This window comes from Pseudomonas sp. NPDC089734, assembly GCF_044748865.1.
GTDB lineage: Bacteria > Pseudomonadota > Gammaproteobacteria > Pseudomonadales > Pseudomonadaceae > Aquipseudomonas.
The window spans coordinates 230,296-250,271 of the sequence record NZ_JBIVGV010000001.1; the positions used below are offsets into that span (position 1 = coordinate 230,296).

16 protein-coding genes are annotated in these 19,976 nt (G+C 60.1%); 2 read left to right on the forward strand and 14 right to left on the reverse strand.

What is annotated here, in order from left to right; all coding sequences use genetic code 11:
• Nucleotides 1–53 precede the first annotated feature (53 nt).
• From ACIPY9_RS01080 to ACIPY9_RS01095, 4 genes are all read right to left on the reverse strand, one after another.
• Complete coding sequence (locus ACIPY9_RS01080; protein WP_400696385.1) at nt 54–2,900, reverse strand: valine--tRNA ligase; 2,847 nt, start codon at nt 2,898–2,900, stop codon at nt 54–56.
• Between the two features lie 167 nt (nt 2,901–3,067).
• The gene (locus ACIPY9_RS01085) at nt 3,068–3,505 is read right to left on the reverse strand and encodes a DNA polymerase III subunit chi (RefSeq protein WP_400696386.1); all 438 of its coding nucleotides are present in this window, start codon (nt 3,503–3,505) and stop codon (nt 3,068–3,070) included.
• 7 nt (nt 3,506–3,512) lie between these two features.
• On the reverse strand, nt 3,513–3,941 hold the full coding sequence (locus ACIPY9_RS01090; protein WP_400696387.1) for a DNA polymerase III subunit chi: 429 nt from the start codon (nt 3,939–3,941) through the stop codon (nt 3,513–3,515).
• Between the two features lie 57 nt (nt 3,942–3,998).
• Entirely contained in the window at nt 3,999–5,489 is a 1,491-nt protein-coding gene (locus ACIPY9_RS01095; protein ID WP_400696388.1) for a leucyl aminopeptidase, read from the reverse strand.
• Between the two features lie 320 nt (nt 5,490–5,809).
• On the opposite strand from ACIPY9_RS01095, the gene lptF reads away from it, so the two are divergent.
• Together lptF and lptG are read left to right on the forward strand one after the other, a co-directional pair.
• A complete protein-coding gene (gene lptF, locus ACIPY9_RS01100) occupies nt 5,810–6,931 on the forward strand; it encodes an LPS export ABC transporter permease LptF (protein ID WP_400696389.1) in 1,122 nt (373 codons plus the stop codon).
• The gene (lptG, locus tag ACIPY9_RS01105) at nt 6,924–7,985 is read left to right on the forward strand and encodes an LPS export ABC transporter permease LptG (RefSeq protein WP_400696390.1); all 1,062 of its coding nucleotides are present in this window, start codon (nt 6,924–6,926) and stop codon (nt 7,983–7,985) included. The genes lptF and lptG overlap by 8 nt, the downstream gene beginning before the upstream one ends.
• A gap of 53 nt (nt 7,986–8,038) precedes the next feature.
• Here the strand turns inward: lptG and ACIPY9_RS01110 are convergent, their stop codons facing one another.
• From ACIPY9_RS01110 to ACIPY9_RS01155, 10 genes are all read right to left on the reverse strand, one after another.
• Nucleotides 8,039–8,524: an RDD family protein gene (locus ACIPY9_RS01110; RefSeq protein WP_400696391.1), complete on the reverse strand. Its 486-nt coding sequence runs from the start codon at nt 8,522–8,524 to the stop codon at nt 8,039–8,041.
• Nucleotides 8,525–8,622: 98 nt separating this feature from the next.
• A complete protein-coding gene (locus ACIPY9_RS01115; RefSeq protein ID WP_010220199.1) occupies nt 8,623–8,835 on the reverse strand; it encodes a cold-shock protein in 213 nt (70 codons plus the stop codon).
• Between the two features lie 394 nt (nt 8,836–9,229).
• Nucleotides 9,230–10,357, reverse strand: a complete 1,128-nt coding sequence (gcvT, locus tag ACIPY9_RS01120) for a glycine cleavage system aminomethyltransferase GcvT (RefSeq protein WP_400696392.1) — start codon at nt 10,355–10,357, stop codon at nt 9,230–9,232.
• 80 nt (nt 10,358–10,437) lie between these two features.
• Nucleotides 10,438–13,302, reverse strand: coding sequence for an aminomethyl-transferring glycine dehydrogenase (gene gcvP / locus ACIPY9_RS01125; RefSeq protein WP_400696393.1), 2,865 nt, complete (start codon nt 13,300–13,302; stop codon nt 10,438–10,440).
• A 10-nt stretch (nt 13,303–13,312) separates the two neighbouring features.
• Nucleotides 13,313–13,696: a glycine cleavage system protein GcvH gene (gcvH, locus tag ACIPY9_RS01130; protein ID WP_400696394.1), complete on the reverse strand. Its 384-nt coding sequence runs from the start codon at nt 13,694–13,696 to the stop codon at nt 13,313–13,315.
• 343 nt (nt 13,697–14,039) lie between these two features.
• Complete coding sequence (locus ACIPY9_RS01135; protein WP_400696396.1) at nt 14,040–15,542, reverse strand: sigma-54-dependent transcriptional regulator; 1,503 nt, start codon at nt 15,540–15,542, stop codon at nt 14,040–14,042.
• A gap of 145 nt (nt 15,543–15,687) precedes the next feature.
• A complete protein-coding gene (locus ACIPY9_RS01140) occupies nt 15,688–16,044 on the reverse strand; it encodes a DUF5064 family protein (protein ID WP_400696397.1) in 357 nt (118 codons plus the stop codon).
• Between the two features lie 124 nt (nt 16,045–16,168).
• Nucleotides 16,169–16,627, reverse strand: coding sequence for a YbaN family protein (locus ACIPY9_RS01145; RefSeq protein WP_400696398.1), 459 nt, complete (start codon nt 16,625–16,627; stop codon nt 16,169–16,171).
• Nucleotides 16,624–17,238, reverse strand: a complete 615-nt coding sequence (locus ACIPY9_RS01150; RefSeq protein WP_400696400.1) for a biliverdin-producing heme oxygenase — start codon at nt 17,236–17,238, stop codon at nt 16,624–16,626. The genes ACIPY9_RS01145 and ACIPY9_RS01150 overlap by 4 nt, the downstream gene beginning before the upstream one ends.
• Nucleotides 17,239–17,358: 120 nt before the next feature.
• On the reverse strand, nt 17,359–19,950 hold the full coding sequence (locus tag ACIPY9_RS01155) for a TonB-dependent receptor (RefSeq protein WP_400696401.1): 2,592 nt from the start codon (nt 19,948–19,950) through the stop codon (nt 17,359–17,361).
• Between the last annotated feature and the right edge of the window lie 26 nt (nt 19,951–19,976).

The window sequence follows — 19,976 nt, forward strand, 5'->3', positions numbered from 1 at the left end:
TATCGCCTTCAGGTAACCTCTCGCGGATAAATCCGCTCCTACCAGCCGCAGGATTACAAACTGGCGATGCGGGCGTGTTGCTCGGCCAGCTTGCCCAGTGCCTGTTCGGATTCGGCCAGTTTGGCGCGTTCCTTGGCGATGACTTCAGGCGGAGCCTTGTCGACGAAGGCGGCGTTGGACAGCTTGCCGCCTACGCGCTGGACTTCGCCTTGCAGACGCTGGATTTCCTTGTCCAGACGCGCCAGTTCGGCACCCTTGTCGATCAGGCCGGCCATGGGCACCAGCACTTCCATTTCGCCCACCAGACCGGTCGCGGACAGCGGCGCTTCTGCGCCAGCGGCCAATACGGTGATGGATTCGAGCTTGGCCAGTTTCTTGAGCAGGTAATCGTTTTCGCTCAGGCGACGCTGGTCTTCGGCCGTGACGTTCTTGAGGAACAGTTGCAGCGGTTTGCCCGGGCCGATGTTCATTTCGCCACGGATGTTGCGTACCGCCAGCATCAGGCCCTTGAGCCATTCGATGTCGTCTTCGGCGGCCGGATCGATGCGGCTCTCGTTGGCCACCGGCCATGGCTGCAGCATGATGGTCTTGCCGTTGATGCCGGCCAGAGGTGCCAGACGCTGCCAGATTTCTTCGGTGATGAACGGCATGAACGGATGCGCCAGACGCAACGCGACCTCCAGTACGCGCACCAGTGTGCGACGGGTGCCGCGCTGACGCTCGATCGGTGCGTTTTCGTCCCACAGCACAGGCTTGGACAGCTCCAGGTACCAGTCGCAATACTGGTTCCAGATGAACTCGTACAGGGCTTGAGCCGCCAGGTCGAAGCGGAACTGATCCAGCTGGCGGGTCACTTCGGCTTCGGTGCGTTGCAGTTGCGAGATGATCCAGCGATCGGCCAGCGACAGTTCGACTTCTTCGCCGTTCTGACCGCAGTCTTCACCCTTGTCCAGCACGTAACGCGCGGCGTTCCAGATCTTGTTGCAGAAGTTGCGATAGCCTTCGACGCGGCCCATGTCGAACTTGATGTCGCGACCGGTGGACGCCAGCGAGCAGAAGGTGAAGCGCAGGGCATCGGTGCCGTAGCTGGCGATGCCGTCGGTGAACTCCTGACGGGTCTGCTTTTCGATCTTCTTGGCCAGTTGTGGCTGCATCAGGCCGCTGGTGCGTTTCTGGACCAGGGTTTCCAGGTCGATACCGTCGACGATGTCCAGCGGGTCCAGAACGTTGCCCTTGGACTTGGACATCTTCTGGCCCTGACCGTCGCGCACCAGACCGTGGACATAAACGGTCTTGAACGGAACCTGCGGCGTGCCGTCCTCGTTTTTCACCAGGTGCATGGTCAGCATGATCATCCGGGCGACCCAGAAGAAAATGATGTCGAAACCGGTGACCAGCACGTCGGTGGAGTGGAAGGTTTCCAGCGCCTTGGTCTTTTCAGGCCAGCCCAGGGTGGAGAAAGTCCACAGGCCCGAGCTGAACCAGGTGTCGAGTACGTCGTTGTCCTGTTGCAGCGCTACGTCCGGCCCCAGGTTGTGCTTGGCGCGGACTTCGGCTTCGTCGCGGCCGACATAGACCTTGCCGGACTCGTCGTACCAGGCCGGGATGCGGTGGCCCCACCAGAGCTGACGGCTGATGCACCAGTCCTGAATGTCGCGCATCCAGGAGAAATACATGTTCTCGTACTGCTTGGGTACGAAGGCGATGCGGCCGTCTTCCACGGCTGCGATGGCCGGCTCGGCCAGGGGCTTGGTGGACACGTACCACTGGTCGGTCAGCCACGGCTCGATGATGGTGCCGGAGCGGTCGCCTTTCGGGACTTTCAGGGCGTGGTCATCGACGCTGACCAGCAGGCCGGCGGCGTCGAAGGCGGCGACGATCTGCTTGCGGGCCTCGAAACGGTCCAGGCCAGCGTATTCGGCAGGCAGGCGGCCATCGATGGACTCGTTGAGCGTGCCGTCGAGGTTGAACACCTGAGCGGCAGGCAGAACAGCAGCGTTCTTGTCGAAGATGTTCAGCAGCGGCAGGTTGTGACGCTTGCCGACTTCGTAGTCGTTGAAGTCGTGGGCCGGGGTGATTTTCACGCAGCCGGTGCCGAATTCAGGGTCGCAGTAATCGTCGGCGATGATCGGGATACGACGGCCGATCAGCGGCAGTTCGACGAACTTGCCGATCAGTGCCTTGTAACGCTCGTCTTCAGGGTTTACCGCGACAGCGGCGTCGCCGAGCATGGTTTCCGGACGCGTGGTGGCCACGATCAGGTAATCCAGGCCTTCAGCGGTCTTCGCGCCATCGGCCAGCGGGTAACGCAAGTTCCACAGGTGGCCTTTCTCGTCGTGGTTTTCCACTTCCAGATCGGAAATCGCGGTGTGCAGCTTGGTGTCCCAGTTGACCAGACGCTTGCCACGGTAGATCAGGCCGTCTTCATGCAGGCGCACGAAGGCTTCCTTGACCGCGTCCGACAGGCCGTCGTCCATGGTGAAGCGCTCGCGGCTCCAGTCGACGGACGAGCCCAGGCGACGGATCTGACGGCTGATGTTGCCGCCGGACTCGGCTTTCCATTCCCAGATTTTCTCCAGGAACTTCTCGCGACCCAGTTCATGACGGTTCAGGCCCTGGGCCTCGATGCGGCGCTCGACCAGCATCTGCGTGGCGATACCCGCATGGTCGGTACCCGGCTGCCACAGGGTATTGCGACCCTGCATGCGACGGAAACGGATCAGGGCATCCATGATCGCGTTGTTGAAACCGTGACCCATGTGCAGGCTGCCGGTCACGTTCGGTGGCGGAATCATGATGGTGTAGGAGTCGCCCGCGCCTTGCGGAGCGAAATAGTTTTCGGACTCCCAAGTCTGGTACCAGGAAGTTTCGATGGCGTGCGGCTGGTAAGTCTTGTCCATGCGCGGCGGGACCCTGTGGCATTGATTCATAAAAGCCGACAAGTATAGACCGGGGGGGCAGCGGTAAGCTACAAGCCGCAAGCCGCAAGCCGCAAGCCGCAAGCCGCAAGCGTTGAGTGGTGCGCTTCTGCTTCTTCTTGCTGCTTGAAGCTTACAGCTTGCAGCTTTTAAGACTTACCGCTTGACGCTGCTGCGGCCAGCAGCCTTTCCAGCCTCGCATCGAGCCGTCGCTTGATTTCGGTTTCGATATGGGGCGCGAAGTCGTCGATCACTTCTTGCATGATCAACTGCGCGGCTGTGCGCAATTCGATGTCCAGGTGCAGCAGGGTGTCCGGGTCCGGAGGGGAGGGAGGCGTCGGTTGAGGTGCAGCCATCGGGGCCGGAGGCTCCGGCATCAGTGTCGGGATGTCCGGGTTGTCGAAGTCCAGCTCCAGAGGCAGGTCCGGTTTCTCACCGACCACATCGAACAGCAACGGGATCTGACCTTCGCGATGAACCGTGTCTGTCAGCAAGGGCGGTTGCAGGTCGTCATCGCCGAGCAACTGGCGAATTGACTCCAGGTCGTCCAGCAGGTGGACGGATTCAGCTTTTTTTGAAGTATCCATCGTGTACTCAAAGGCGCTGTAGTCGGTGATCCTGTGGAGGATAACCCTGTTCGCGGTACGAGCGGAAACTCTCTCGTGCCGCCAGGCGTATGGCCGGCTCTTCCACGACGACTTCCGCCACGCGGGCGAAGCGCTTGAAGAAGGCCGGGATGCGCAGGTCCAGGTTGACCAGCAGGTCGTCATGGCTGCCCGAATCATCGCCCAGGCCCAGCACGACCGGTGCATCGTGATCGTTCTCGGCTTCGCCGTGGGGCAGGAATACTTCGCCCTTGAAGCGCCATAGCCGGGCATCGAGGTCTTCACGCTGAGCCGCATCGCTGCAGTGCAGGTAAACCTTGTGTCCCAGACGCCAGGCCTTTTCCGTCAGCTTGCAGGCAAAGTCCAGCCGTGCGGCAGGATCTGCGCTGGGGAGAATGTAAAAGTCGACTTGGGTCATGTCTGTTTCCGTGCCAGCGGCGTATCGGCCGGTCAGGCCCATACGCCGCAAGGCATCTTAGGCGTTGGCGCGGTCGAGCAGGTATTGAGTCAGCAGAGGAACCGGGCGACCGGTGGCGCCTTTTTCCTTGCCGCCGCTCAGCCAGGCCGTGCCGGCGATGTCCAGATGCGCCCAGCTGTAGGCCTTGGCGAAGCGCGACAGGAAGCAGGCCGCCGTGATGGTGCCGCCTTTCGGGCCGCCGATGTTGGCGATGTCCGCGAACGGGCTGTCCAGTTGCTCCTGATACTCGTCGAACAGCGGCAATTGCCAGGCACGGTCATCCGCCTGTTTGCCTGCATCGAGCAGTTGATTGATCAGTACATCGTTGTTGCCCAGCAGGCCGGTTGTATGGCCGCCCAGCGCTACGACGCAGGCACCGGTCAGGGTCGCGATGTCGATGACGGCCTGTGGCTTGAAGCGTTCGGCGTAGGTCAGTGCGTCACACAGCACCAGACGGCCTTCGGCGTCGGTGTTGAGGATTTCGACGGTCTGGCCGCTCATGGTCTTGACGATATCGCCCGGGCGGGTCGCGGTGCCGCTCGGCATGTTTTCGGCACAGGCCAGGATGCAGACCAGGTTGATCGGCAGTTGCAGCTCCAGCACGGAACGCAGGGTGCCGAACACGCTGGCCGCACCGCACATGTCGAACTTCATCTCGTCCATGCCGGCTGCAGGCTTGATGCTGATACCGCCGGTGTCGAAGGTGATGCCCTTGCCGACCAGCACGAACGGTTTTTCGCTTTTCTTGCCGCCCTGGTAGTTCATGACGATCAGGCGCGGTGGCTGGGCGCTGCCCTGTGCCACGGCCAGGAAGGAGCCCATGCCCAGTTCGGCGAGTTTCTTCTCGTCATGCACTTCGACTTTCAGGTTCTTGTGAGCCTTGCCCAATGCCTTGGCCTGCTCGCCCAGGTAGGTCGGGTGGCAGATATTCGGTGGCAGGTTGCCCAGGTCGCGGGTGAATGCCATGCCCTTGGCGATGGCCTGACCGTGAGTGGCGGCGCGCTCGACATCGGCCACACTGGCCTTGGCGGTCAGCAGGGTGATTTTCTTCAGGGCGCGGGGTTCGGCTTTCTGGCTCTTGAAGCGGTCGAACACGTATTCCCCGTCGGCCAGGGTTTCCACCAGCAGGCGAGCCTTGCCGTAAGTGTCGCGGTTCTTCACCACCACCTGATCCAGTGCGATGGCCGCGTCGCTGCCGCCCAGCGTCTTGAGGGTCGAGAGTACGCTGGAGACGACTTTCTTGAATTGGCGGTCCGACAGTTCTGCTTCCTTGCCGACACCCACCAGCAGTACGCGCTCGGCCTTGAGGTTGGGCAGGTTGTGCAGCAGCAGGCTCTGGCCTGGCTTGCCAGCCAGGTCGCCGCGCTTGAGGACGGCAGCAATGGCTCCGCCGCTGAGTGCATCGACGCTTTGAGCGGCAGTGCCGAGCACACGATTTTCGCCTACGGTGACAACCAGAGTAGCGGTCTTCAAGGTTTCTGGGCTTGTGCTTTTAACAACCAATTCCATGTCGGGTCCCCGAATAGACTGCGAAGCTTTCGCAAAATGAATGATGTACGCGGCAAGACCGGAGCCTTTTGAAGGACGATGCCAGCGATAAGCCTCGCAGTTTGACCCCGCCGTGCGACCGCTGACAACCCCGTATTCCAGCCTGTAGGACGTTGTTGTGAGAAGTATCTAGACCGCGCAGTGACAGGACGGCTCAATCACAGGATAATGCCGCATATTTTTTGGCTATTCGTGCCTTTGCCTGGCGTGAATGTCTTGTTGCCCTGGCTCATATTTTTCTTGTTTGGCTGCCTGAGCCTGACAACTCTGGAGTGTCTGGTTTGATTGTCTTCCGTTATCTATCCCGAGAAGTGCTGGTTACCTTGAGCGCGGTCAGCGCCGTATTGCTGGTAATCATCATGAGCGGACGTTTCATCAAGTATCTGGCCCAGGCAGCGTCGGGCGCGCTTGATCCGGGCGTGCTGTTCATGATCATGGGTTTTCGTCTGCCCGGCTTCCTGCAACTGATCCTGCCTCTGGGCCTGTTTCTCGGGATTCTGCTGGCGTATGGCCGGCTGTATCTGGAAAGCGAAATGACCGTGCTGGCCGCGACCGGCATGAGTCAGCAGCGTCTGCTGGGCATCACCCTGGCTCCGGCCGCTCTCGTGGCGTTGCTGGTGGCCTGGCTGAGCTTCAGCCTGGCTCCGCAGGGGGCCACGCAATTCTCGCTGCTGATCAACAAACAGGATGCAATGACCGAGTTCGACACGCTGGTGCCGGGGCGTTTTCAGTCGCTGCGCGACGGGACGCGGGTCACCTACACCCAGGAGCTGTCCGAGGACCGTACCAATCTGGGCGGTATCTTCATTTCCGAGCGGCGCATGTCCACCGACAAGAGCAAGGATCGGGGCATCACCGTGCTGGTGGCCGAAAAGGGACACCAGGAAGTTCGTCCTGACGGCAGCCGCTTCCTGATTCTGGAGAACGGCTACCGCTACGACGGTAATCCCGGCGAAGCTGATTACCGCGCGATCAAGTACGACACCTATGGCGCGATGCTGCCCAAGCCGGACATCAGCGATGAAATCACCGACCGCGAGGCCATTGCGACCAGCGACCTGTTCGGCAACGACACGCCACGCTATCGGGCCGAGCTGCAATGGCGTATCTCGCTGCCGATCCTGGTGTTCATCGTGACCCTGATGGCGGTGCCGCTGGCGCGGGTCAACCCTCGTCAGGGCCGTTACCTGAAACTGCTGCCGGCGATTCTTCTGTACATGTCTTACCTGACGATTCTGATTGCCGTGCGTGGCGCTCTGGAGAAAGGCAAGCTGCCACTGAGCCTCGGCATGTGGTGGGTTCACGGATTGTTCCTGTTGATAGGTCTGGTGTTGATGTACTGGGAGCCATTGCGGCTGAAAATGGCGAGTCGCCGTAGCGTAGCGGAGGTGGCTCGTGGTTAAGCTCGATCGATACATCGGTAAAAGCGTGTTCATGGCGATCCTGGCGGTACTGGGGATCATCCTGGGCCTGGCTTCGCTGTTTGCCTTCATCGATGAGATGGGCGACATCAGTGACAACTACACCTTGATGGATGCCGGCAGTTTCGTGCTGATGACCGCGCCCCGGCGGGTCTACGACATGCTGCCGATGGCGGCCCTGATCGGTTGTCTGATCGGCCTGGGCACCCTGGCCAGCAGCAGCGAGCTGACCATCATGCGTGCTGCGGGCGTTTCCATTGCGCGCATCGTCTGGGCGGTCATGAAGCCCATGCTGTTCCTGATGATCGCTGGTGTTCTGGTCGGTGAGTACGTGGCCCCTTACGCGGAAAACCAGGCTCAGGCCAATCGTTCGCTGGCTCAGGGCAGCGGCGACTCGCAGAGTGCCAAGCACGGCCTGTGGCACCGCCAGGGCGACGAGTTCATCCATATCAACACCGTCCAGCCCAACGGCCTGATGTATGGCGTAACACGGTATCGTTTCGACGATCAGCGCCACATGCTGACGTCGAGCTTTGCCAGACAGGCCAATTACAAGACCGATTACTGGGAACTGAAAGACGTCACCACCACGCATTTCCGCGATGGCAGTACCGAAGTCATCAAGACCCCGGTCGAGCGCTGGGATGTCTCCCTCAGCCCTCAACTGCTGAGCACGGTCATCATGCCGCCCGAGTCGTTGTCCATTACCGGCCTGTGGAGCTATGCGCACTATCTGGCGGAGCAAGGCTTGAGCAATGGCCGCTACTGGCTGGCCTTCTGGACCAAGGTCCTTCAACCTCTGGTGACCGTGGCGCTGGTGCTGATGGCGATCTCCTTCATCTTCGGTCCGCTGCGCTCGGTGACGCTGGGCCAGCGTGTCTTCACGGGTGTGCTGGTCGGCTTTACCTTCCGCATCATCCAGGACCTGCTGGGGCCTTCCAGTCTGGTCTTCGGCTTCTCGCCGCTGTTTGCCGTTCTGGTGCCTGCTGCGGTCTGTGCCCTGGCCGGGGTGCTGCTGTTGCGTCGCGCCGGGTAAACCGACACTGCGAATTGAAAAAGCCGACTGCGAGTCGGCTTTTTCATGGGCGCTTATTTGTGTTTGGGTATCCGGACCAGACGGGTATCGGAGTACCTGTCATGCCAGGCGCGGTTCTGCTTGTCGAACAGGCTCCAGACAAACCCCAGCCCCAGGCACAGCCAGGACGCGATGGAGACGATAAAGCGCAGCAGGGCCTGCATCAGGCTGATGGCGCTGCCGTCGGCGTTCTGCACGCGAATACCCCACACCTGCATGCCCAGAGTCTGGCCGCCATGGGTCCAGAACTTGGCGAAGAAGCCGAAGGTGACCAGCAGAAGGATTGAGGACAGCAGAGGGTCGCCATCCAGTGCCCCGGACTCGGACAGGGCGCGCAGTCGTGCTTCGCCGATGAAAGCCATCATCACCAGCTTGTAGATGAAGGCTGTGACCAGTTGCAGGGCAAAACAGAGGAAGGCGTCATAGAAGATGGCCGCCAGGCGTCGGGCGAGGCTGGCAGGCGGAAAGTCGCCTTGCGGTCGAAGCATATGTCTGGACATCGCGAAGCTCTCAATCACGGTAAAACCGCATCTTACGAAATCGCGCGCATAAAAAAGCCCCTGATATCAATAATCAGGGGCTTTTCGGGCGTCAGCGATTAAGCTTCAGCGATAACTTCGTCAGCCTGCATGCCTTTCTGGCCTTGCACAGCGATGAAGGTGACTTTCTGGCCTTCTTTCAGGCTCTTGAAGCCGTTACCTTGAATTGCGCGGAAATGTACGAACAGATCCGGACCGCTTTCTGGAGTGATAAAACCAAAACCCTTTTCGTCGTTGAACCACTTGACGGTGCCGCTCTGACGTTGAGACATTTTCTTATTTCCTTGACGCTTGAATTGGAGACAGCCTCTTTCACCTGAAAGAGTACTGGGGCTGGTTGCAGGAAGTTAAGAAACGTAGAACGGGATGTAGCAACACTTGGAGCTACTGCCCAGGTCCAGATTCAGCGACCTATGCAAACACAGTCAGGAAACTCTACGCCAACTCTCGTTACAAAAACAAGCCCCGGTTTGTCCCCTTGTTTTCAAGGGGGGACGTTGATTGAAGTGATATTTCACCCTTAGTGGGCAACCGGCCGTTTTTGGCGCGTTTATGCACTTTGACAGGGCATTTTTTCAATAGGCGAAACGCTGTTGCACGCCGTGTTGGAAGACGGCATGCAACAGTATTATCGGTGTTGAAAAAGTGGTTGTTTTTTTGACGCCGTTATTGGCCCCGGAAGTAACGTTGCGCAACGAAAGGCATTTTACTCACGACCATAGGGACTTTCTTGCCGCGGACAATCGCCCATACGGGTGTTTCCAGGGCCGTGAAGCGGGTATCCAGGTAGCCCATTGCCAGAGGGCCGCCCAGGGTCGGGCCAAAACCGCCGCTGCACACGCGACCGATGATTTGATCTTCGCTGTCGACAATTTCCGTTCCCTCGCGCACCGGTGTGCGCTCCTGTGGCAGCAGGCCCACACGTTTTTTATCCACACCTGCCTGTTGTTGGGCAACGATTTTTTCGGCACCGGGGAAGCCGCCGGCACGCGGGCCATCGACGCGCCTTGCCTTTGAGATCGCCCACAGCAGGTTGGCCTGAACGGGTGATGTCTCCGTGTTCATGTCATGGCCATACAGGCACAGGCCAGCTTCCAGGCGCAACGAGTCGCGGGCACCGAGGCCGATGGGGGCAACCTCAGGCTCTTCCAGCAGGCGACGGGCCAGCGCCTCGGCCTTGTCCGCAGGAACCGAGATCTCGTAGCCGTCTTCGCCGGTGTAGCCCGAACGACTGACATAGCAGTCGACACCCAGCAAGTTAACGGAAGCGAACTGCATGAAAGTCATGGTCGCCACCTGCGGTGCCAGGCGTGAAAGCACGGTGACCGCCTGCGGGCCTTGCAGGGCGAGCAGGGCGCGTTCCTCGAACAGCGGCTGGATTTCGCAGTAGGCAGAAAGGTGCTTGCGCAGATGCGCCAGGTCTTCGTTCTTGCAGGCGGCATTGACCACCAGCATCAACTGATCGTTACCCAGATTGGCGACCATGAGGTCGTCGAGAATGCCGCCGTTTTCATCGGTGAACATCGCGTAGCGCTGCATGCCGACCGGCAGATCGATGATGTCTACCGGCACCAGGGTTTCCAGTGCCTGTGCAGCCTGGGTGCCGATCAGCAGGATCTGGCCCATGTGCGAGACATCGAACAGACCCGCGCTTTCACGGGTGTGCAGGTGTTCTTTCATCACGCCGGCCGGGTATTGCACGGGCATGTCGTAACCGGCGAAGGGCACCATTTTGGCACCGAGTTCGCGGTGCAGGCTGTGCAGCGGGGTGGTCAGCAATTGTTCTGTGGACATGATGGATTCCGTTAGGGGAGGAAGCCTTCGCGAATGAACTCGCTCCTGTAGCGAGAGTGTTCTTCGCGAAGGCTGGGCGATCACGCCTCTTGATAGCTTTCGATGGACGGGCAGGCGCAGACCAGGTTGCGGTCGCCGAACACGTTGTCGACACGACCGACCGGTGGCCAGTATTTGCCGTCGATCAACGATTCGACCGGATACACAGCCTGCTCGCGGCTATACGGATGGCTCCACTGGCCGACGATTTCGGCTGCGGTGTGCGGTGCGTTCTTCAGCGGGTTGTCATCCTTGTCCAGCGTGCCGTTTTCCACGGCATGGATTTCTTCACGGATCTTGATCATGGCGTCGCAGAAGCGGTCCAGCTCTTCCCTGGACTCGCTTTCGGTCGGCTCGATCATCAGCGTGCCCGCTACCGGGAACGACATGGTCGGTGCGTGGAAACCGAAATCGATCAGGCGCTTGGCCACGTCATCGACGCTGATACCGCTGGTTTCCTTGATCGGGCGCAGGTCCAGAATGCATTCGTGGGCCACCAGACCGCTGGTGCCGGTGTAGAGCACCGGGTAATGGTTTTCCAGGCGACGGGAGATGTAGTTGGCGTTGAGAATCGCCAGTTGCGAGGCGCGTTTGAGGCCTTCGCCGCCCATCATGCGAATGTACATCCAGGTGATCGGCAGAATGCTGGCGCTGCCGAAGGGGGCGGCACAGACCGCACCTTCCTTGCGCTCCATCTGACCGTGGCCGGGCAGGAACGGTGCCAGGTGAGATTTCACGCCAATCGGGCCGACACCGGGGCCACCGCCGCCGTGGGGGATACAGAAGGTTTTGTGCAGGTTCAGGTGAGAGACGTCACCGCCGAACTTGCCCGGTGCGCAGAGGCCGACCATGGCGTTCATGTTGGCGCCATCGATGTAAACCTGGCCGCCGTTGTCATGGATGATGCCGCAGATTTCGCGGATACCTTCCTCGAACACGCCGTGGGTCGACGGGTAGGTAATCATCAGTGCCGCCAGTTGATCGCGGTGTTCGATGGCCTTGGCGCGCAGGTCTTCGATATCGACGTTGCCACGGGTATCGCAGGCAGTGACGACCACGCGCATGCCCGCCATGTTCGCGGTAGCCGGGTTGGTACCGTGGGCGGAGGACGGAATCAGACAGATATCGCGACGCTCATCGCCACGGCTCTGATGGTAGGCGCGGATGGCCAGCAGGCCTGCGTACTCACCTTGCGAACCCGCGTTGGGTTGCAGGGAGATTGCATCGTAGCCGGTGGCAGCGCAGAGCATGGTCTCCAGTTCGCTGGTCAGTTGCTGGTAACCGGCACTCTGTTCGGCGGGGGCGAACGGGTGCAGATTGCCGAATTCGGCCCAGGTGATCGGGATCATTTCGCTGGCGGCATTGAGCTTCATGGTGCATGAGCCCAGCGGAATCATGGTGCGGTCCAGGGCCAGGTCCTTGTCGGCCAGCTTGCGCAGGTAGCGCATCAGCTCGGTTTCGGAGTGATAGCGGTTGAAGACCGGGTGGCTGAGGATCTCGGATTGACGCAGCAAGGCTTTGGGCAAGCGGGACTGTATAGTGCTGGCCAGTGCGCTGAAGTCCGGCAGTTTCTGGCCGTCGGTTGCAAAAATGCTCCACAGGGTCTCGATGGCCGATTGCGAAGTGGTTTCGTCGAAGGACAGGCCCAGGTATTCGGCGTTGATTTCCCGCAGGTTGATCTGGTGCGCTCGCGCCTTGAAGTGCAGGGCGGCGGTCTGGACACCGGTCTTGATGGTCAGGCTGTCGAAGAAAAAGGCCTGCTCGATCTTCAGGCCCAACCGGCTCAGGCCTTCTGCAAAGATGGCCGTCATGTGGTGTACGCGATTGGCGATCTGTTTCAGGCCGCGCGGACCGTGGTAGACGGCATACATGCTGGCGATGTTGGCCAGCAGCACTTGTGCGGTGCAGATGTTGCTGGTCGCTTTCTCGCGGCGGATATGTTGCTCGCGGGTCTGCATGGCCAGGCGCAGGGCCTGTTTGCCGTGACGATCCACCGAGACGCCGACCAGACGGCCAGGCATGTCGCGCTTGAAGGCATCGCGTGTGGAAAAGTACGCCGCATGCGGGCCACCGAAGCCCAGCGGTACGCCAAAGCGCTGGGCCGTGCCGATGGCCACGTCTGCGCCGAATTCGCCCGGTGGGGTCAGCAGCGTCAGGGCCAACAGGTCGGCGGCCACGGCGACCAGTGCGTTCGCGGTATGGAAACGCTCGACCAGTTCGCGGTAATCGAAGATATCGCCATTGCTGGCAGGGTATTGCAGCAGGGCGCCGAAATAATCACTGACATCACCCAGTTCCGACTCGTCGGCGATCACAACGGTGATGCCCAGCGGCTCGGCGCGGGTGCGAAGTACATCCAGGGTTTGTGGATGGCAGTGGGCCGAGGCGAAGAAGTGCTGGCTGCCCTTGTTCTTGCTCAGGCGTTTGCAGAAGGTCATGGCTTCTGCGGCGGCGGTGGCTTCGTCGAGCAGCGAGGCGTTGGCGATCGGCAGGCCGGTCAGGTCGCTGATCAGGGTCTGGAAGTTGAGCAGCGACTCCAGGCGGCCCTGGGAAATTTCCGGCTGGTAAGGCGTGTAGGCGGTGTACCAGGCCGGATTTTCCAGCAGGTTGCGCAGAATCGGGGCCGGTGTGTGGGTGTTGTAGTAACCCTGACCGATGTAGGTCTTGAACAACTGGTTCTTGCTGGCGATGGCCTTGATCGACGCCAGGGCATCGGCTTCGCTCTGGCCTGCCGGCAGGTTCAGGACGCTGGTGCCCTTGATGCTTTGCGGGATGACGCTTTCGCTCAGGGCCTCGATGGAGTCGAAACCCAGCATGTGAAGCATGGCCTGCTCGTCGCTGGCACGTGGGCCGATGTGACGGGCAATGAATTCGTTGGCGGTGCTCAATTCAATGTGATCAGTCATGGCGCGCTCCTCAGGCTTCAGCGTTGGCTTTGATCAGGCGGTCGTAGGCGTCCTGATCCAGCAGGCCGTGAATGGCATCGGCATTCTGTGGAATGAAGCGAAAGAACCAGCCTGCGCCCAGTGCGTCTTCATTGACCAGTTCAGGGGTGCTGTCGAGTTCGCTGTTGACGGCAACCACCTCGCCATCCAGAGGCATATTGATGCTGCTGGCGGCTTTCACCGATTCCACGACCGAGACTTCGGCGTCTTGAGTGTAGGCCTGTAATTCCGGGAGCTGCACATAGACCACATCGCCGAGCGATTCCTGCGCATAAGGCGTGATGCCGACCGTCACACTGCCATCGGCTTCGGCCCGCAGCCATTCGTGTTCAACGGTGAATCGCAACTCGCTCATAACAACTCCTCAAGGGTAAAGGCCCGCGGCTGATGCCGTCGTAATGAGAAGCTGCAAAGCAATTTTGCGGCCAATATTAAATTATCGTTTTAAATCAATTGGTTATGTTTGTTTTGGTTTGGTCTGTGGAAATAAGGTGTAGCGAAATCGATACAGTTGGACGGGGCTGGAAAATCCCTATGGGATCAACGCCTTGTTGGCTGGGGGTTGGGATGGTTTGGAGTGAAATCGTTACGGTGGAATGATTTTGTTACGGTTGGTCGCGAATTCTGTGGGAAATACTGTGGGAGCGAATTTATTCGCGAACAACCCTATTCGCGGATAAATCCGCTCCTACACAGGCCTATTTTCCAATTCCGTATTTGCGCAACCGATGGGCAATGGCGGTATGTGAGGTTTGCAGGCGGGCAGCCAGTTGCCGGGTCGAGGGGTAATCGGCGTAGAGCTTGTGCAGCAGTTCCCGCTCGAAATCCTCGACGGCCTGTTCCAGGCTGCCGACCTCTCCGTCGTTCTGACGGGCTACGGCGGTGCCAGCGATGTCCAGGTCGCCAATGTCCACCAGGCTGCTTTCACTGATGGCGGCAGCCCGGAAGATCACGTTCTGCAATTGACGCACATTGCCCGGCCAGCGATTGCCCAGCAATGCCGGGTAGGTGCCGGTTGCCAGGCGGCAGACCGGGCGCTGGATCTGTGTGCAGGCCTGTTCCATGAAATAACGGGCCAGCAACAGAATGTCCTGTCCGCGCTCGCGCAGTGGCGGGACTTCCAGGTTCAGGACATTCAGGCGATAGAACAGGTCTTCGCGGAAGGTGCCTTCGCTGACCATCTTTTCCAGGTCGCGGTGGGTGGCGCTGAGGATGCGCACATTGACGGAGACCTCTCGATCTCCGCCCACACGCCTGAAGCTGCCATCGTTGAGAAAGCGCAGCAGCTTGGCTTGCAGGTAGGGCGACATTTCGCCGATTTCATCCAGAAACACCGTGCCCTGGTTGGCCAGTTCCATCAGCCCCGGTTTGCCACCCCGTTGTGCGCCGGTGAACGCGCCGGGGGCATAGCCGAACAGCTCGCTTTCGGCGAGGTTTTCCGGGAGCGCGGCACAGTTGAGGGCCAGGAAGGGTTCGCCATGACGAGCGCTGCTGGCATGGCAGGCCCTGGCGACCAGTTCCTTGCCTGTACCGGTTTCACCCTGAATCAAGAGGGGGGCATCCAGTGCGGCGACCCTTTGTGCCCGGGCCTTGAGCATGCGGATGGCGGGCGATTCTCCCAGCAAGGCATCGAAGCCTTCGGCGTGGTCATGATGCAGGGCCGAAAGGCGTTCACCGATCCGGCTGGGCAGGTACAGCGTCAGCAGGCCGCCGGCTTCGGTAATCGGCGTGGCGTCCAGCAGCAAGGCTTCACCATTGAGGGTGATCTCGCGCATGGGCAGACGGAAGCCGTTTTCCAGCAGTGTGGATTGCAGGCTCGGGTCGGCAAAGAGTTCGCCCACCGGCTCACCGGCCGGTTCGCGGCCGATCAGGGTGATCAGGGCCGGGTTGGCCAGCAGGACGTGTCCGGCGCTGTCCAGTGCCAGAACCGGGTCGGTCATGGCCGCCAGCAGGGCGTCGAGTTGCAGGTGGCGGCGCTGGCCGGGAAGGATATCCACAACGGTGATCGCTTCGACACCGCGTACACGAAACAGCGCATCCTTGAGTTCTTCGAGCATCTGGTGGCTCAAGGTCGGCGCATCGATATAGACGTTGGGCGGCACCATCTCCACGGCATCGAGATTCAGATTGCGTCCACCCAGAATGGCCAGCACTTCCTGGGTGATACCGACACGGTCGATGAAGCAGACATGGATACGCATGGGACGCTATGAATTCTGGAGGGCGAAGAGGCGCAAGTATGCCTTGTAGAGTCAGGTTTTTCGCGAATGAATTCCAACCGCAGGAGCGAATTCATTCGCGAGCAGACATTCGCGGATGAATCCGCTCCTACGGCCCTGGAAAGCGTTATTCCAGGTGTTCGGGTTTTATCGGGTCGCCTGATTTGATGTCCAGCTTGTCGCGGATGTCCTGGAACATCCGGTCGTAGTCCTTGTGCATTTCGACGGGCATTGCGGCCAGGTTCGGCAGCCCGTATTTGATGCCGATGCGGCCTGCGTCATGGGCAAAGTTGAAGGCCAGGTCGCGTGGCAACTGGAACTCTTCCGTGAAGGTCTTGCCGTTGATTTCGCCCTGCATGGTGAAGTGCATGCAGGTGCCTTCATCCGGGTCTTCGCAGGTTTCGTAATGAACGTGAATATCGTAGGTAAACCCCGAGCGCTGCAGGGCTGCGTGGGTAATGTGCAAATGACCGGGCTCGAACATGAACGTCGCTCCGTCAGAAAAGTGAAAGTGTACGGGTAGACACCTGGACCTTGTCCGGCGTTCAGCACCATGAATAAGCACCCGACAGCATAGCGGCATTGCGGGTATATGTGTCTGATTCAGGTCAGTCGCGGCGGCCTGTCGGCTCAGGCCTGGACCAGAGCCACAGATTGCCCAGGGCCATGCCCGCGATCGCCAGGTACAGCCACCAGACATGATTGAGCAGGCTCAGCATCAGGATGGCGCAGACCAGCATGCTGACGGTCGCGCTGATCTTGGCCTTGCGTGCAACCAGCCGGCCATTGCGCCAGTTGCTCAGGATCGGACCGAACACGCGATGGTTCTCCAGCCAGGCATTCAGGCGTGGCGAGCTTCGGGTGGCGGCCCATGCGGCCAGCAGAATGAATTCGGTGGTCGGCAGGCCGGGGATGAAAATGGCTGCGATACCGATGCCGAGACTGACATAGGCCAGGATGCCGAAGAGAAGACGCGAAAGTCTGGAGCCGGGAGGTTTATAGGTCATGGTCACTACGGGCAGGTTTGAAAAGCCCGGCCAGCTTAACAGCACCGGGCGTTTTTTCATGCCTGAACCTGTTCGATCTTTTGCGCAGGTGTGTAGGCGTGCTGCAACAGAACGTTGAAACGTTCAAAGGCCGCCAGGGCACCCTGATCGGCCTGTGCTTCTTCTTCCTCGGTGAGCGCCAGACCGTCCAGTGTCCGGATGAAGGTTTTCCAGCCTTCGGCACGGCCACCGGCCGGTTCACCCAGATGCCGTGCGCCAAAGCTTTCGCTGAGGTTCAAGGCGGTGGCGCGCTTGATCAGAAAGGCGGCGCCCAGTTTCGAGCCTTCGGAAACGAACAGCCAGCCCAGGGCCTGGGCCTTGCTCGGGTTTTGCACGGCACCGGCGACAGCCTGAGGAATGTCGGTGTTCAGATCGGCCAGATCCGCCCTGGCTTGTTCGGCGCGGCAACGGGCTGGCAGGTCGGCCACGATTTTCGTCAGGGCAGGGTCGTTATACAGACCCTGCAATTCCGTCTGGAACAGGTATTGAGCGACGACGAAACGCTTGTAGCTTTCCAGTGTTTCAAACGGTGCGTTGGCCTTTACAGCCTTGTCGAGCTGTTCGTGAGGCGCATGGGTAATCTGGTTGAGACGCTGCGAACGCAGGGCAGGGCGAGTCTGCTCGGTTGTCATCAGGTTCTTCCTTGTATGAAGGGGTATGTTGAATAGACGAATGACAAAACCCCGAAGCGTAAAAAACACGCCGCCGACCGTGATCGTTGGCGTGTTTTCGGGGGAGCCGGGAATGGGGGATCAGATATCCCAGACCAGGTTGACGCTGAAGTTGCGTCCCGGTTGGGTCAGGCGATCCAGGTTGGCCGGCGAGGTGGCTGCGGCTTCACCTACGCCGTCATACCCGCGCACGTCATCCCACAGCCAGTATTTCTTGTCGGTCAGGTTGTAGAGGCCTGCATTGACGGTGATGTCATCGGTGACCTTGTAGTAGCCGGTCAGGTCCAGAATGCCGAAGCCCGGTGTCCGGAACTGGGTGGCTGAACCGTCCGGTTCATTGAACTCGCTGTCATCCACACGGGTCTTGCGCTTGACCAGTGTCCAGCTCAACAGGCCACCATAGTTGTCCTGGTCATAGCCCAGGCCGAAAACGCCGGTCAGCGGGTTGACGCTGTTGATCGGTTCACCCGTGTCGTTGTTGCGGCCCTGGGCGTAGGCGATCGATCCCTGGGTATAAAGGCCCTGTGGTGCGCCGAAGACATCGAGGTTCAGGCGGCCTTTGACCTCCGCTCCTTTGATGGTGGCATGCTTGATGTTGTAGGACTGGAACGTCAACTCGTCATAGCCAGCCGCAAGGCCGTCTTCGTTGATGAAGTCGCGGTACTTGTTATAGAACACGGCCACATCGAACGTGCCGGACTCGAAGCGCCCACGCAGACCGGTTTCATAGCTCTTGCTCTTTTCCGGGTCCAGGTTCGGGTTGGGTTCGACGACATAACCGGCGGTGGTGTTTTCAAAGCTGCCGTACAGAGCCTTGGCGGACGGAGTGCGGAAACCTTCGGCGTACTGGCCGTACCAGGTGTAGTGGTCGGTCAGGGCATAGGTCATGCCGAACTTGGGCGAGACGCGATGCCAGACTTTATCCGAGCTGTCGCCGCCACTCGGGTCGTCCAGACCTTCGGAGTTGAGGAATTCCTCGGTCATCTTCGGGCTCAGGCGAGTGTGGTCGTAACGCAGGCCGGGCATGAAGGTCCACTTGTTCCAGCTGATCTGGTCCTGGGCGAAAAGCGCGTAGCTGGTGATGGTCGGGTCCGGGAAATCGCTGGTCGGAGACGGATTGTCACTCGCCACAGGGCTCACCGCGCCCACGGTGGTGCAGACGCCCATGACGCTGGCGCAGGTGGCGCTACCGGTACGCAGACCGGTGACTTTCTGGCGCTTGATCGTGGTGCCGTAGGTCAGGTCATGATCGGTGCTGGCAATGGAAAAGGCCTTGTCGAACTGGGCATCGAAGATCCACTGCTTTTCCTGATACGTCGTGTCGCGATTGCGATACAGGTCACGGACGAACGGGAAGTAGCGTTCGCGGGTGCTCTGCTCGGTCTTGGCATTCTGGTAGTTCAGGCTCCACTTGATCCTGTCGACCAGCAGGCTGTCGATCGCGAAGGTGTGATCGATGCCGAAACGTTCACGGGTGATGGTGTCGTTGGTGGTGCGGCCCCGGTACATGCCAACGCCGACGCCATTGCCGAACGGCCCGCCGATGGCGCTGAGCTGATTGGTGTCACGATCGTCCTTGTACTTCTCGTAGGTCAGCCCGAGGCGCGCATCTTCGGCGTAGTTCCAGCCCAGCTTGGCCAGCACATTGGTTGCGCGTTCGTCTTCGGGGTTGGCCTCGGTGCGTGTCAGACCGGTGCCGCCTGTGCTGCCGTAGGACTCGGTTTCATGACCTTCGCGTTGACTCAGGTGCAACAGCGCGTCGAAATCGCCCTGGCGGCCGACGAAGGTGCCCGAGGTCAGCCAGCTTTCATTGGCCGAGCTGTAACCGGTTTTCAGACGGGCTCCGACGTCCTTGCCTTCCTTGATGATGTCGTCCGGGTCCAGCGTGTAATAGCTGACCACACCGCCGATGGCGCTGCTGCCATACAGGGCCGAGGCCGGGCCGCGCAGGATTTCCACGCGCTTGACGATTTCAGGATCGACATAGTTGCGGCGGGTCTGGGCGAAGGGGCCGGTGAAGAAACTGTCCGGAACGTCGACGCCGTCCACCTGAGTCAGGATCCGGTTGTTGTCGATGCCGCGAATGTTGTAGCCAGTGGTACCGCCGCGCTGACCGGCACCGCCAACTGAAACGCCCGGTTCGTTACGGACCAGATCACGAATGGTATTGACGTTGCGGCGGTCCAGCTCTTCACGTGTGTGGACACTGACGGTATTAGGAACCGAGACGATGTCCTGTTCCTGGCGAGTGGCGCTGACGGTGGTCTGCTCGAGTGCGATGACACCGGCGACACGTTTTTCCAGAACGACATTGTTATCGCCCAGGTTGCGATAGCTCAGCTGGCTGCCCGACAGCAGGCGTTCCAGTGCCTGGGCCGGTTGCAGGTTGCCATCCACCGCCGGGGAGACGACGTTTTGCGTCAGTTCCGAGGAGACACCCACCTGCCAGCCGGTGACGCGGCTGAACTCATTGAGTGCCGAGACCAGAGGCTGTCTGGCAATCGCAAAGTGGTAAGTGCCTGCAGGTCGTGCCTGGGTAGCGCTTTCTGTTGCCGCTACAGCCGGCATTGCTTGCATGCCTGCGCTGAAAACCGCCACGGTCAGCAGTGAAAGTGTGAACCGCTGAAGACCCGCGAGACGCGGGTGAGTGGTGGGCCTGAACGTGGATGACATCCGGTGGCGCTCCCTGACGTAGTGCT

What these genes read in the sequence shown, in the direction of transcription:
- ACIPY9_RS01080 (WP_400696385.1), bottom strand. Translation starts at nt 2,900, where the DNA reads ATGGACAAGACTTACCAGCCGCACGCCATCGAAACTTCCTGGTACCAG.
- ACIPY9_RS01085 (WP_400696386.1), bottom strand. Translation starts at nt 3,505, where the DNA reads ATGGATACTTCAAAAAAAGCTGAATCCGTCCACCTGCTGGACGACCTG.
- ACIPY9_RS01090 (WP_400696387.1), bottom strand. Translation starts at nt 3,941, where the DNA reads ATGACCCAAGTCGACTTTTACATTCTCCCCAGCGCAGATCCTGCCGCA.
- ACIPY9_RS01095 (WP_400696388.1), bottom strand. Translation starts at nt 5,489, where the DNA reads ATGGAATTGGTTGTTAAAAGCACAAGCCCAGAAACCTTGAAGACCGCT.
- ACIPY9_RS01110 (WP_400696391.1), bottom strand. Translation starts at nt 8,524, where the DNA reads ATGTCCAGACATATGCTTCGACCGCAAGGCGACTTTCCGCCTGCCAGC.
- ACIPY9_RS01115 (WP_010220199.1), bottom strand. Translation starts at nt 8,835, where the DNA reads ATGTCTCAACGTCAGAGCGGCACCGTCAAGTGGTTCAACGACGAAAAG.
- gcvT (WP_400696392.1), bottom strand. Translation starts at nt 10,357, where the DNA reads ATGTCCACAGAACAATTGCTGACCACCCCGCTGCACAGCCTGCACCGC.
- gcvP (WP_400696393.1), bottom strand. Translation starts at nt 13,302, where the DNA reads ATGACTGATCACATTGAATTGAGCACCGCCAACGAATTCATTGCCCGT.
- gcvH (WP_400696394.1), bottom strand. Translation starts at nt 13,696, where the DNA reads ATGAGCGAGTTGCGATTCACCGTTGAACACGAATGGCTGCGGGCCGAA.
- ACIPY9_RS01135 (WP_400696396.1), bottom strand. Translation starts at nt 15,542, where the DNA reads ATGCGTATCCATGTCTGCTTCATCGACCGTGTCGGTATCACCCAGGAA.
- ACIPY9_RS01140 (WP_400696397.1), bottom strand. Translation starts at nt 16,044, where the DNA reads ATGTTCGAGCCCGGTCATTTGCACATTACCCACGCAGCCCTGCAGCGC.
- ACIPY9_RS01145 (WP_400696398.1), bottom strand. Translation starts at nt 16,627, where the DNA reads ATGAAAAAACGCCCGGTGCTGTTAAGCTGGCCGGGCTTTTCAAACCTG.
- ACIPY9_RS01150 (WP_400696400.1), bottom strand. Translation starts at nt 17,238, where the DNA reads ATGACAACCGAGCAGACTCGCCCTGCCCTGCGTTCGCAGCGTCTCAAC.
- ACIPY9_RS01155 (WP_400696401.1), bottom strand. Translation starts at nt 19,950, where the DNA reads ATGTCATCCACGTTCAGGCCCACCACTCACCCGCGTCTCGCGGGTCTT.